The organism is Micromonospora globbae, from assembly GCF_003610785.1.
In the GTDB taxonomy this organism is placed as follows: Bacteria; Actinomycetota; Actinomycetes; order Mycobacteriales; family Micromonosporaceae; genus Micromonospora; species Micromonospora globbae.
Genome location: NZ_RAQQ01000051.1, coordinates 1 through 12480 on the forward strand (window position 1 = coordinate 1; position 12480 = coordinate 12480).

At 71.7% G+C, this 12480-nt stretch carries 9 protein-coding genes; 8 read left to right on the forward strand and 1 reads right to left on the reverse strand.

Features of this window, described 5'->3' with window-relative positions; genetic code table 11:
* Positions 1 to 1359 precede the first annotated feature (1359 nt).
* On the forward strand, positions 1360 to 1737 hold the full coding sequence (locus D7I43_RS31415; RefSeq protein WP_120332191.1) for an ArsC/Spx/MgsR family protein: 378 nt from the start codon (positions 1360 to 1362) through the stop codon (positions 1735 to 1737).
* A 152-nt stretch (positions 1738 to 1889) separates the two neighbouring features.
* Complete coding sequence (locus D7I43_RS31420) at positions 1890 to 3560, forward strand: right-handed parallel beta-helix repeat-containing protein (RefSeq protein ID WP_120332192.1); 1671 nt, start codon at positions 1890 to 1892, stop codon at positions 3558 to 3560.
* Positions 3561 to 3572: 12 nt separating this feature from the next.
* On the opposite strand, the gene D7I43_RS31425 is transcribed toward D7I43_RS31420, so the two are convergent.
* Positions 3573 to 3755, reverse strand: a complete 183-nt coding sequence (locus D7I43_RS31425; RefSeq protein WP_120332193.1) for a hypothetical protein — start codon at positions 3753 to 3755, stop codon at positions 3573 to 3575.
* Between the two features lie 19 nt (positions 3756 to 3774).
* Here D7I43_RS31425 and D7I43_RS31430 point away from each other — a divergent pair, with 19 nt between their 5' ends.
* The 6 genes from D7I43_RS31430 to D7I43_RS32620 all read left to right on the forward strand — a co-directional run bounded on the left by D7I43_RS31430 (position 3775) and on the right by D7I43_RS32620 (position 12358).
* The gene (locus D7I43_RS31430; protein WP_120332194.1) at positions 3775 to 4431 is read left to right on the forward strand and encodes a hypothetical protein; all 657 of its coding nucleotides are present in this window, start codon (positions 3775 to 3777) and stop codon (positions 4429 to 4431) included.
* A gap of 68 nt (positions 4432 to 4499) precedes the next feature.
* Positions 4500 to 4889, forward strand: a complete 390-nt coding sequence (locus D7I43_RS31435) for a hypothetical protein (protein WP_120332195.1) — start codon at positions 4500 to 4502, stop codon at positions 4887 to 4889.
* 169 nt (positions 4890 to 5058) lie between these two features.
* A complete protein-coding gene (locus tag D7I43_RS31440; RefSeq protein WP_120332196.1) occupies positions 5059 to 5688 on the forward strand; it encodes a hypothetical protein in 630 nt (209 codons plus the stop codon).
* A gap of 31 nt (positions 5689 to 5719) precedes the next feature.
* On the forward strand, positions 5720 to 6421 hold the full coding sequence (locus D7I43_RS31445) for a cellulose binding domain-containing protein (RefSeq protein WP_120332197.1): 702 nt from the start codon (positions 5720 to 5722) through the stop codon (positions 6419 to 6421).
* Positions 6422 to 6572: 151 nt separating this feature from the next.
* Positions 6573 to 11558: a pullulanase-type alpha-1,6-glucosidase gene (pulA, locus tag D7I43_RS31450; protein ID WP_204985329.1), complete on the forward strand. Its 4986-nt coding sequence runs from the start codon at positions 6573 to 6575 to the stop codon at positions 11556 to 11558.
* Positions 11559 to 12088: 530 nt separating this feature from the next.
* A complete protein-coding gene (locus D7I43_RS32620; protein ID WP_147427366.1) occupies positions 12089 to 12358 on the forward strand; it encodes a hypothetical protein in 270 nt (89 codons plus the stop codon).
* Positions 12359 to 12480: the final 122 nt, after the last annotated feature.

Sequence of the window (12480 nt, forward strand, 5' to 3'; positions counted from 1 at the left end):
TGCGGCCATCGCGTTCTCTCTTCCTTCTCTGACTTGGTCGTCTTGAAGGATCGACGCGATGGCCGTCTCTCATCTACGCAACACGCCCATCACGGGCAAGTCGTACACCACTCCAGTGGACGCAACCATGACGCCCAGCCGGGTGGCCGACGAACCGGACACCAGCCGCATGCAGGCCCCATCCCGTCGTCCCCACGTTCCACGGCCGAGGCGACCCGGCGGGCCAACCGCGCGACGTCCTCCCCATGCGGGTCACTCGACAAGATCGCGCAATTTCCTGGATGTTGTCGCATCGAGGAGCGACCGAGGCCACAACATCCCCGATGTTGTGGCCTCCGCGCCGCGGGCCCCGGCAACGACATGCCCGGATGGGTGCAACCTCGGTCTCGGCGTGCACGCCGAGGCCACGGCGTCCGGATCGTCCGGCCGGGGCACGGTCCAGGCGGCACGACCCAGGCCTTGTCGCTGAAGGAGGCGTAGCAACTTGCGGCTACCGGAGGATCGGCGCGTGTAGGCGCTGGAGTTGTCGGGTCGGCGCTGCCGTTGAGGGCACAACGAGGCACAACCCCGGTGGTTCGGCGGGGACCGGGTGCCGAATCGTCTACGACATCAGCTCCAGAGGATCCGACCACCACACTCGCGCCCCTTAACCCCTAGTCGGCAAGCAACGTGACAGCGCGGCGGTCGCCTGTTCACAGCGGACACACGTGTGCCGTCTCCTGTCGAGCTGCCCCAGATATGGGGCAGGGCGCCCCTGACGCGACCCGGGTGCCGTCCCGCCCGTGTTGGCCGTGGGCGAGTGTTGGCCATCGGGCGAGTGTTGGCGGGCGAGTGTTGGCCGTCGGGCGAGTGTTGGCCGTCGGGCCAGTGTTGGCGGGCGAGTGTTGGCCGTCGGGCGAGTGTTGGCCGTCGGGCCAGTGTTGGCCGTCGGGCGAGTGTTGGCCATCGGGCCAGTGTCGGCCGTCGGGAGGCGGTTGCCCCAGATATGGGGCAGGTCGACAGCATCGCCTGGGTGAGTACGGTCCGGCCCGGGGATGCGACGCGCTCGACGCCGTTGGGCGGCTGCACGTGCGTCTGGGCGAGCGCGACGCATGGCAGGGGCCGTCGCCGCACGGGGTGATGGGTACAGCTGCTGGAACGGTCGGGTCGTGGGCGTACGGCCCGTGCTGGGGGCCCTCGCCTCCCGGGGCGGTGGACTGCGGGGCGCCCCGCGGGCCGGGAACGCACGGTCCGTTGCCGCGTGGCGCGGCGCATGTCCGCCGCGGACGGACAGCGCGACAGCGGGACAGCGCGACAGCGGGACAGCGGGACAGCGAGTCGATCACCGCGCCCCGTCGCGGGCCTGCCACGATGACCGGCATGGAGATCTGGAACAACCCGGCGTGTTCGAAGTGCGCCACGGCGCGCGCCACGCTCGACGAGGCGCGGGTGCCGTACCGGCTGCGGGCCTACCTGGAGGAGCCGCCGACCGCCGCGGAGCTGACCGAGGTGCTGCGCCGTCTGGACGCCCGGCCGTGGGACGTCTGCCGGACGCGGGAGCCGGCCGCGCAGGAGCTGGGACTGGCCGACTGGCCCCGCGACGCGGCGAGCGAGTCCCGCTGGATCGCGGCGATGGTCGCGCATCCGGAGCTGATCCAGCGGCCGATCCTGCTCCTCGACGACGGTGGTGCCGTGGTCGGCCGTAGCGCGGAGGCGCTGCGTACGGCGATCGACCGCTCCGTCGACGACCCCGGCTGATCCGTCGGCCCCGGCCCGGCCGCGCCGCTTCGTACCGTTCGCCGGGCGTTTCCCGCGGTGGGGAGCGGGAATGCGCCCGGCGGTCCAGCTGGCCGGCCGGGGGAGTGGTGAGCGCCCACGGTGCGGCGAACCGACCGTGGAAGGAGCGCCCGGTGTCGCAGCACGGCCTGCCCACCGTCGCCCAGCGGCCCACGCCGGTCGCCGGCGCGCCGCTCTACTGTGACGCCCGCGAGTGCGGACTGCAGGGCGACGGTGTGACCAACGACCAGCCCGCCCTCTCCGCGCTGGTGGACCGGCTCGGCGCCGGGTACGCCGCCGACGGCCGCCCCCGGGTCATCTACTGCCCGCCGGGCATCTACTCCATCCGGGACGCCGGCACGGTCTGGCGCAGCGGGGTGTCGCTGATCGGCGCGGGTCCCGCGGCCACCCGGTTCGTGCTGAGCAACGAGGGCAACCGGGCCGACCCCACGCCGCTCGCGTACTGGACCACCGTGCAGCACGGCGCCGACCGGGACCGGCACATCGCCGACTGCACGTTCGCCGACTTCGAGATCGACGGGTCGGGCGTGGCGATGGCGGAGTACAGCTACCTCGCGAAGGGCCTCGGCCTCCAGTACGTCGTCCGTGGCGTCTTCCGCAACCTCTACATCCACCACACCGGAGCGACCGGCCTCGGCTGCGACTTCCTCCAGGACAGCATCATCGAGGGGTGCGTCGTGGTCGGCTGCGGCCGGCTGGACAACGGCGAGGAGATGGGTGGCGCGGGGATCGGCGTCGGCATCGGCGGCTGGGGCGACGTGGAACGCCTCACCATCGCGAACTGCACCACCGTGGGCAACGGCACCAACGGCATCTTCCTCGAACTTCAGAAGGACTACTGGACCCCGCCCCGCGGCTTCCGCATCATCGGCTGCCACAGCCAGGCCAACCGCTTCGGGATATCCGACTGGGGCGCCGACGGCCTCATCGTGTCGGCCTGCACCCTGACCGGCAACCTGGAGGCCGGCTTCGACGTCTCCGGCAACGGCACGGCGGGGGTCGCCGGTCGCGGCGGGCTGCTCACCGACTGCGTCATCGACCGCAACGTCGGCGACGGGATCAGCATGGGCAACACGCCCGGCCCGTACACCGTCCGGGGCAACCGCATCAGCGGCAACGGGGCGTACGGGTACCACGAGCACGACCTCGGCCGGGCCCACCGCGGCCCCGCGTCCGGTGTGGTCATCGACAGCAACGACATCTGGGACAACGGGCTCGACGGGATCCGCGTCGACCGGCCCATGTCCGACGCGTCGGTCATCGACAACCGGATCCGCAACAACGGCCGCCGCTGCGCGCCAGCGGCGACGGGCAGGGGAGAGTTCGTGCGGTACGGCCCGCGGTCGGTGACCGACCGGACGGCGTCCTGGCCCGTCGACGGCCACCGGGGCAAGGTGGTGCGGGTGGGGTCACGGACGGCGGTGGTGGCCGGCAACACGGACACCGAACTCGCCCTCGCGGAGATCCGGCCGGACGCGTACACCGGCTGGAACGAGGACACCCCGCCCCCCGGCACACCGTACGAGCTGCCGGAACCGCCGCCCATCCGCGCCGGCATCACCGTCAACGCCGCGTTCGACCAGGCCACCGTGCGCGGCAACCGCGTCTGGGACCACGACGACGAGCAGTGCCAGACGTACGGGCTGTGGATCACCCCGCAGGGCAGTTGCGTGGCCTGCCGCGTCCTCGACAACGACTTCGCGGGCAACGCCGAGGGGCCCGTCCGGCTGGACACGCCACCGATCGGCGGGCTCTGGGACCGCAACCACCACGACGAGCGCTGAGGCGTACGCCGATCAGGGGTTGTCGTCGCCGCGCGCCGTCGCCTCCGCGTGCCGGTCGCGCAGCCGCGCCCGGATCTCCTCCGGGGTGTACGCCCGGCGCCGCCGTTCGGCGCGGGCGATCACCACACCGGTCGCCGCGACCCCGGCCAGGCCGGCGAGTCCCAGCACCTTCCACCACCGCGTCCGTCGCCGCATCGGCCTAGATTAGACGGTTATGAGCATCAGCCTCGAGGAGGCGGTGGAGCTGACCCGCACCGGAGACGTGTGGGTCTTCCGTGGGCGCAGCGTGCCGGACCGCGCCATCCAGCTCACCACCAACAGTCCGGTGAACCACGTCGGGATGGCGGTGGTGCTGGACGACATGCCGCCGCTGATGTGGCACGCGGAGCTGGGCAGGTCGCTGCCGGACATGTGGTCGGGCGGGCACCAGCGCGGTGTGCAACTGCACGACCTGGCCGACGCGGTCCGCGTGTGGGCGCACCGCTACGGGCAGCGGGCCTGGCTGCGCCAGCTCGATCCGCCCGTCGACTCCCGGATGGAGGACGCGGTGCTGCGCACCGTCGCCCGGCTGGACGGCACCCCGTTCCCGTCGACGGCGCAACTCGCCTGGCGGTGGCTGCGCGGACGGGTGCCGAAGCTGCCCCGCCCCGGCCGGGGTCGGCGCCTGCCCGAGACGGTCGGCGACCGCGCGCTGGAGACGGCGTACTGCGCGGAGGTGGTGGCGGTGACCTACGAGGCGATGGGCCTGCTGCCGCCCGGCCGGCGTCCGAACTGGTACGACCCGGGCCGGTTCTGGAGCGGGGACGATCTCGGCCTGGCCGGCGGGGCCCGCCTCGGCGCCGAGATCGAGGTGCGTGTGCCGCCCCGGTGAGCCGGATCGGCGGGGGTCGAGTGCCGGGTCGAGGTTTGGCCGCCGCGGCGACCGGTAACTGTGCCGCTGTGAGCGCATCCACCGACCTCGGCACGCTGACCGACTTCTTCGACCGGTACGGCGTCGCGTTGACCGCCGGCGACCTGCCCGCCCTCGCCGGCTGTTACGCCCTGCCCGGGCTGGTGGTCTCGGACACCTACAGCTTCGCGTTCAGCACCCCCGCCGCCGTGACGCTCTCCTTCGTGGGCGCGGCCCCCGACTACCAGGAGCGGGAGCTGATCGCCGCGCACGCGCTCATCGAGGACGTGCAGCAGGTCTCCGCGCTGCTCACGATGGTGGCCGTGGAGTGGGAGTTCCTCGACAGCTCCGGCGGGCGGGTGCCCGGCGAGCGGTACCGCTACCTGCTGCGCGCCACCGAGACCGGGCCACTCATCTGTACCGTCGTGCGCGTCGGCTGACCGGCCGCGGGTGACCGGCCAGCCGGCCGGTCCGTTCCACCGACGTCGCCGTTCTGCCGGTGTCCCGGGCTGACTACGCTGGCGGGTCGGCTCGACGGAGAGGGGACACATGCCTGTGCGGCCTGCCGGCGCACCGGGACCGGGGACCGCGTCCAGGCTGGTGGCATCGGTGCCCTGGATCGTCGTCCTGCTGGGCGTCGTCACGCTCGCGGTCCTCCTGCTCGTCGCGTCCCTCTCCTTCCGCGTCCGCGAGCCCGAACCGGTCGCCGTCTCGGCGCCGCCACCGATGCTGCCGGTGCCGCGACCGGCCGAGGTCACGACCGTACCCTCGGCGTCGCACTCACCGGAGCCGAGCCGCTCCGGCACGGTGGCCCGCCCGTCCCGGACGTCGGCGCGGCCCTCGCCCACACCCAGCCGGTCGCCGTCGTCGCGCCCGTCGTCTCCCGCCCGCGGCCCGGAGCAGGTGACACCGCTGGACGGGGGCGCTCTCACCGCCACCTACCGGGTGCGGGACGCGGACCGGGACGACGTGACGGCCGAGCTGGTGATCCGCAACGGGACGGGCGCGGCCGAGGAGTGGACGGTCGGTCTCACGTTCGACGGACGGGTCCGGGGCGTACGCGTCTTCGGCGACGGGATCTGGCTGGACCGCCGGGGCGACGGCCGGTACGTGCTGGGCGGTCACCGCCCGCTCGGGGTCGGCCAGAGCGTCACGGTCGGCCTGCGGTTCAACCGCGACGACCGGGACGACCGGCTCAGCGGGTGCACGGTGAACGGCAACGAGTGCGTACGCGCCTGACCCGTTACGCTTCGCGGCGAAGGGGAGGGACATGACCGGCACGAGTGGGGGCCCGCGCCCGGCCCGGGGCAGGGCGGTGGCGTCCTCGCCCTGGATCGTGGTGTTCACCGGGGTTGTCGTCATGGTGGTGCTGCTGGTCATCGCGCTCAGCACGTACCGCGGCCGGAGCCCGGACGCGGAGGTGCCGCTCGTGGCGAACGGCGCCCCCGTTCCCACGCCGCCGTGGCCGTCGGCGTCGTCGACGGAGCCCGCGACCGCCGGACCGACGGGCGGCTCCCCGCGGTCGCCGTCGCCGACTCCGGAGCGTTCGACGTCGTCGCCCACGCCGACCGCGAGGTCGGCCAGCCCGACGGCGTCACCGGCCGCGACGCGGTCGTCCGCCCCGCGTCCGCAGGCGTCGACCTCGCCGTCCGCCGCGCCCGCCGTGACCGGCCGGTACGCGGTGACCGGGTCGTTCAACGGCGGCTTCATCGGCGAGGTCCACGTGGTCAACTCCTCGCGGGCACCGCAGGACTGGGAGGTCAGACTGGCCTTCTCGGGCGGCGGTCTGGTGAGGGCGTGGGTGGCGAACGCGCCACAGGGGACGCTGCGGGAGAGCGGCGGCGGCTACACCTACACCGGGGACACCGCGCTCGCCCCGGGCACGTCGGTGCGGTTGATGTTCCACGTGGAGCGGGCGGACGAGGACCCCGTCACGTGCACGGTCAACGGCGTGACCTGCGTCCGGTCCTGATTCCGGGTCGGCGGGCGGGTGGCCTGCCGGCGCGCCTTCCACCGTCCTTACGCAAGTCTGCTGCCGTGTTTCGGCTTTGTTTGCAAGGTATTGCAGAATGTTTCGGCAAGGGCTAGCGTGCGGGCCAGTCACGACCAGAGGAAGGCCGTCGATGAAACCCCCGCCGCTGCCGCGCGCCGCGCTGTCCGCGCTCGCCGCCGTCCTGCTCACCCTCACCCTCGCCGGCGCGCCGGTCGCCGCTTCCCCCGTCGGCGGGACGCCCACCCGCGGCTCGGCCGGCACGGACCCCCTCGCCGCCACCGGCGCCGTCCAGTGGCGCGACGAGCCGTCCGCCGCGGAACTGCTCGCCGCCGGTGACGACGACGCCCGGGCCGAGCAGTTCTACTTCGTCCTGCCGGACCGGTTCGCCAACGGCGACCCGCGCAACGACCGTGGCGGGCTGGCCGGTGACCGGCTGCGCACCGGGTACGACCCGAAGGACAAGGGCTTCTACCACGGTGGCGACCTCAAGGGGGTCATGGAGAAGCTCGACTACATCCAGGGCCTCGGCACCACGGCCATCTGGCTCGCGCCCGTGTTCAAGAACCGCCCGGTGCAGGGCAGCGGCGCCGACGTCTCGGCCGGCTACCACGGCTACTGGATCACCGACTTCACCCAGGTCGACCCGCACTTCGGGACCAACGAGGACCTCAAGAAGCTGGTCCGCCTCGCCCACCAGCGGGGCATCAAGATCTACCTCGACGTCATCGTGAACCACACGGCCGACGTCATCAGCTACGCCGAGGGCCGGTCGAGCTACGTGGACAAGGCGAGCACGCCCTACCGGGACGCGCAGGGCCGTGCCTTCGAGGACCGCAACTACGCCGACGGCACCCGCGACTTCCCGGCCGTGGACCTGACGTCCTTCCCGTACACCCCGACGTTCGCGACGCCGGCCGACGCGAAGGTCAAGGTCCCGGCGTGGCTCAACGACCCCACGATGTACCACAACCGGGGCGACTCCACCTTCTCCGGGGAGAACAGCGAGTACGGCGACTTCTACGGCCTCGACGACCTCTGGACCGAGCGCCCCGAGGTGGTCCGCGGCCTCACGAAGATCTACGCCGACTGGGTGGCCGGGACCGGGGTGGACGGTTTCCGCCTGGACACCGTGAAGCACACCAACCTCGACTTCTGGCCGCAGTTCAGCCAGGGCGTCGAGCGGGCCGCCCAGCGCGCCGGCAAGCCCGACTTCTTCATGTTCGGCGAGGTCTACAGCGCCGACCCGGAGATCACCTCGACGTACGTGCGGCGCGGCGGCCTTCCGGCCACCCTCGACTTCGCCTTCCAGGAGGCGGCGCGCGGCTACACCGCCGGCGCGGGCTCCGCGAAGGCCCTCGCCGACGTGTACGCCCGCGACGACCTCTACGCGGCGCGGGACACCGACGCCAACCGGCTCACCACGTTCCTCGGCAACCACGACATGGGGCGGATCGGCTCGTTCATCGCCGGCGGCGGCACCGACCCGGCCACCCACCTGCGCCGCGACCAGCTCGCCCACCAGCTGATGTTCCTCACCCGCGGCCAGCCGGTGGTGTACTCGGGCGACGAGCAGGGCTTCACCGGGCCCGGCGGGGACAAGGACGCCCGGCAGGACATGTTCGCGTCGGCGACGCCCGACTACCTCGACGACGACCTGCTCGGCACCGACCGCACCCACGCCAGCGACCAGTACGACCCCGCCCACCCGCTCTACCGCACCATCGCCGAGCTGGGCGCCCTGCGCCGGGCCCACCCCGCGCTGCGCGACGGCGTGCAGGTCACCCGGTACGCGGCCGACGGCCCCGGCGTCTTCGCGTTCTCCCGGATCGCCCCGGGCGACCGCACCGAGTACGTCGTGGCCGTGAACAACGCGGACACGCCGCAGACTGTCACCGTGGACACGTGGTCGGCCGGCGCCACCTTCACCGGCATCTACGGCGCGTCGGGCACCGCCACGGCCGGCGCGGACGGGAAGCTGACCCTGACCGTGCCGCCGCTCCACGCGGTGGTGCACCGGGCCGGCACGCCGATCGCGCTGCCCACCGGTGCGCCGTCGATCAGGATCACCACGCCGGCGCCGGACGCGCCCGTCGCCACCCGGGCCGCCGTCACCGCCCAGGTCACCGGCGATCCGCTGGCCACCGTCACGGTCGCCGCGCGGGTCGCCGGCGGGGCGTGGACGCTGCTGGGCACCGCGCACCGGGCGCCGTACACGGTGCACCACGACCTGACCGGGCTGGCCGGTGGGACCGCCGTCGAGTACAAGGCCGTGGTCCGTGACGGCCGCGGCCGGACCGCCACCGCCCGGTCCACCGCCACCGTGGGCACGCCCGCGCCGAGCGCCTCCCGCGACTGGGCGGTCGTGCACTACCAGCGGCCCGCGGGCGGGTACGACGACTGGAGCCTCTACGCCTGGGGCGACATCGACCCGGCGTACGCGACGGAGTGGCCCAAGGGCCAGCTGTTCGCCGGTGAGGACTCCTACGGGCGCTTCGCCTGGGTGAAGCTGAAGCCCGGGGCGAAGTCGGTCGGCTTCCTCGTCGTCGACGGTGCGGGCAACAAGGACGTCGCCAACGACCGGACCATCGACGTGACACAGACCGGGGAGGTCTGGGTCCGGCAGGGCGACCCGGCCGTCTACCCGACCCGGCAGGCGGCCACCGGTGAGCCCGACCCGCCGGTGGACGAGGGCACCGCCGTCATCCACTACCGCCGGGCGGACGGCAACTACGACGGCTGGGGGCTGCACGTCTGGGACGGCGCGGCCGACCCGACGGACTGGTCCGACCCGCTGGAACCCGACGGCGTCGACGCCTTCGGCGCGGTGTTCCGCGTCCCGCTGGCGGCCGGTGCGACCGGGCTGAGCTACATCGTCCACCGGGGCGACGAGAAGGACCTGCCGGAGGACCAGCGGCTCGACTTCGCCGGCGCGGGCCGGGAGGTCTGGCTGCTCGCCGCCACCCCGGGCCGGCTGCTCCCGCCGACCTCGACCGGCGCCGGCGCCGACCTGGACGTCACGAAGCAGCGGGCGCACTGGATCGACCGGTCCACCGTCGCCTGGCAGACCGGTCCCACCGACGGCCGCCGGTACGCCCTCGTGACCGCGCCGGCCGGCGGGGTGCGGGTCGTCGACGGGGAACTCTCCGGGACGTACACGACGCTGCCGCTGACCGCGCAGCGCAACGGGCTCACCGAGGCCCAGCGGACGCGGTTCCCGCACCTGTGGGCGTACCGGACGTTCACGCTGGACCGGCGTGACCTGGGCCGTGTGCCGGCCGCGCTGCGTGGACAGCTGCTGGTGACCGAACGCGACGCCGAGGGCCGCCTGCTCGGCGCCACGGGTGTGCAGATCCCGGGCGTGCTCGACGACGTGTACGCCGCGGCCACCGAGACCCGCCTCGGGCCGACCTTCGCCGGCCGCACGCCCACCCTGTCGGTCTGGGCGCCCACCGCCCGGACGGTGTCGCTCCAGCTCTTCGACTCGCCCGGGGCCGAGCCGACGGCGGTGCCGATGCGCCGGGACGACCGCACCGGCGTCTGGTCGGTGAAGGGCAGCAGGTCCTGGACCGGGAAGTACTACCGCTACGAGGTGGAGGCCTGGCAGCCGGCGGCGCAGAAGGTCGTCACCGCCGCCGTGACCGACCCGTACTCGGTGGCCCTCGCGCCGGACTCGACGCACAGCCAGATCGTCGACCTGGACGACCCGGCGCTCGCGCCGTCCGGCTGGGACCGGCTGCGCAAGCCGGCCGCGGTGCCGTCGACGCGGGCGCAGATCTCGGAGCTGTCGGTGCGGGACTTCTCGGTGGCCGACACCACCGTGCCGGCGCAGCGGCGGGGCACCTTCCTCGCGTTCACCGACCCGTCCACGGCCGGGATGAGGCATCTGAAGGCGCTCGGCGAGGCCGGGGTCACCCACCTGCACCTGCTGCCGGCGTTCGACTTCGCCACGATCCCGGAGCGCCGCGCCGACCAGCGGCAGCCGGACTGCGACCTGGCCGCCCTGCCGCCGGACTCCGACCGGCAGCAGAGCTGCGTGGCGGCGGTCGCCGACACCGACGGCTACAACTGGGGGTACGACCCGCTGCACTACACGGTGCCGGAGGGCGGGTACGCCGTCGACCCGGCCGGCGCGGCGCGGACCGCCGAGTTCCGCCGGATGGTCGCCGGCATCAACGGCGCCGGCCTGCGGGTGGTCATGGACGTGGTCTACAACCACACCTCGGCCGCCGGCACCGACCCGAAGTCGGTGCTCGACCAGATCGTGCCCGGCTACTACCACCGGCTGCTCGACGACGGCACGGTGGCCACCTCCACCTGCTGCGCCAACACCGCGCCCGAGCACGCCATGATGGGCAAGCTGGTGGTCGACTCGGTCGTCACCTGGGCCAGGGCGTACAAGGTGGACGGTTTCCGGTTCGACCTGATGGGCCACCACCCGAAGGCGAACATGCTCGCCGTACGGCGGGCGCTGGACCGGTTGACCCCGGCCCGCGACGGTGTGGACGGCCGGTCGATCCTGCTCTACGGCGAGGGCTGGAACTTCGGCGAGGTCGCGAACGACGCCCGGTTCGTCCAGGCCACCCAGGCGAACATGGCCGGCACCGGGATCGGCACGTTCAACGACCGGCTCCGGGACGCGGTGCGCGGCGGCGGGCCGTTCGACGCCAACCCGCGGGTGCAGGGCTTCGCGTCCGGGCTCCTCACCGACCCCAACGGCGACCCGGTCAACGGATCCGCGACCGAGCAGCGGGCCCGGCTGCTGCACCAGCACGACCTCGTCAAGGTGGGGCTGACGGGCAACCTGCGCGACTACCGGTTCACCAACTCGGCGGGGCAGCGGGTCACCGGCGCCGAGGTCGACTACAACGGCTCGCCGGCCGGCTACACGGCGGCGCCGGGTGAGGCGGTCACGTACGTTGACGCGCACGACAACGAGATCCTGTACGACGCGCTGGCGTACAAGCTGCCGCAGGACACCCCGGCGGCCGACCGGTCCCGGATGCAGGTGCTCGCCCTGAGCACGGTGGTGTTCAGCCAGGGCACCGGCTTCGTGACCGCCGGCAGCGAACGGCTGCGCTCGAAGTCGCTGGACCGCAACTCGTACAACTCGGGGTAGGTCACTTTGTCTAAGGGCCGGATAGTGTGTGCCACACAATATGAAGACAGGCTGATCTAGCAAAACCGCAGGTCACGGGCTATGGAGCCTGCCGGTTTACCCTCAATACGGTTGATCCGTGGGTGCCTGGTGCATGACGTACAGGTCACAGGCTGGGAAGTCAGAACTTCATACGTATTCGAGCAGGGAAGATCAGTAAGCCTAGAAGAGTTTCACTTCCCGTGTTCATGCGTCCTTACCGGCGCAGAGATCAGCACTGAAGAGATTGTGAGTGCTGAGGAGTCAAAGGATGGGCAGAGACTTATCCAGCTTCAGATCAGGGACATGGCCGGCGCTGTAGCGCTGGAATGGTTTGAGCACAGACCAGCAGACACATTCTAACCGAATAGCAAAATAGCCGGAAGGGCTGCCCGATTGGGTGGCCCTTTTTGTTGTCGTTTTACAGGAGGGAAGAAGGATGGAAGAGGGAAAGAAGAAGTGTTCTAGGTGCCAAGAGGTTAAGAGCTTAGAAGAGTTTCATAACAAGAAGAGTGCTAGAGATCAGAGGCAGTCGCAGTGCAAAGACTGCAAAAGAGAGATTAGCGGCAGTAAAACCAAGAGAGAGCGCCAGCAGGGGTTTAAGCTTTGTCGGGGCTGTAACCAACTTCTCCCCCGAGAGAGTTTCCATAGGCAAGGAAAGTACCTCAAGAGTAAATGTCGACAGTGCCGCGCTGCTGAGAATGCCGAGAATAGGGAGCAGAGGAGGGCCTATAACCAGCAGTACCGCATTAAAAATAGAGACTGGCTACTGGGAAGAATGAGCCATTTTCATCGTGATCAAGGGCGGTTGAGCAGGCAGGCGAGCGTGGCGTGTCGCTGCTCCGGATAGGACGAAGCTCCCGGTAGGACAGCAGTCGACCAAGACGCACTGCCCAGCACGGGA

Excerpts from the sequence above, each read along its gene's own strand:
- pulA (WP_204985329.1), top strand. The coding sequence starts at position 6,573 with ATGAAACCCCCGCCGCTGCCGCGCGCCGCGCTGTCCGCGCTCGCCGCC.
- D7I43_RS31415 (WP_120332191.1), top strand. The coding sequence starts at position 1,360 with ATGGAGATCTGGAACAACCCGGCGTGTTCGAAGTGCGCCACGGCGCGC.
- D7I43_RS31445 (WP_120332197.1), top strand. The coding sequence starts at position 5,720 with ATGACCGGCACGAGTGGGGGCCCGCGCCCGGCCCGGGGCAGGGCGGTG.
- D7I43_RS31430 (WP_120332194.1), top strand. The coding sequence starts at position 3,775 with ATGAGCATCAGCCTCGAGGAGGCGGTGGAGCTGACCCGCACCGGAGAC.
- D7I43_RS31425 (WP_120332193.1), bottom strand. The coding sequence starts at position 3,755 with ATGCGGCGACGGACGCGGTGGTGGAAGGTGCTGGGACTCGCCGGCCTG.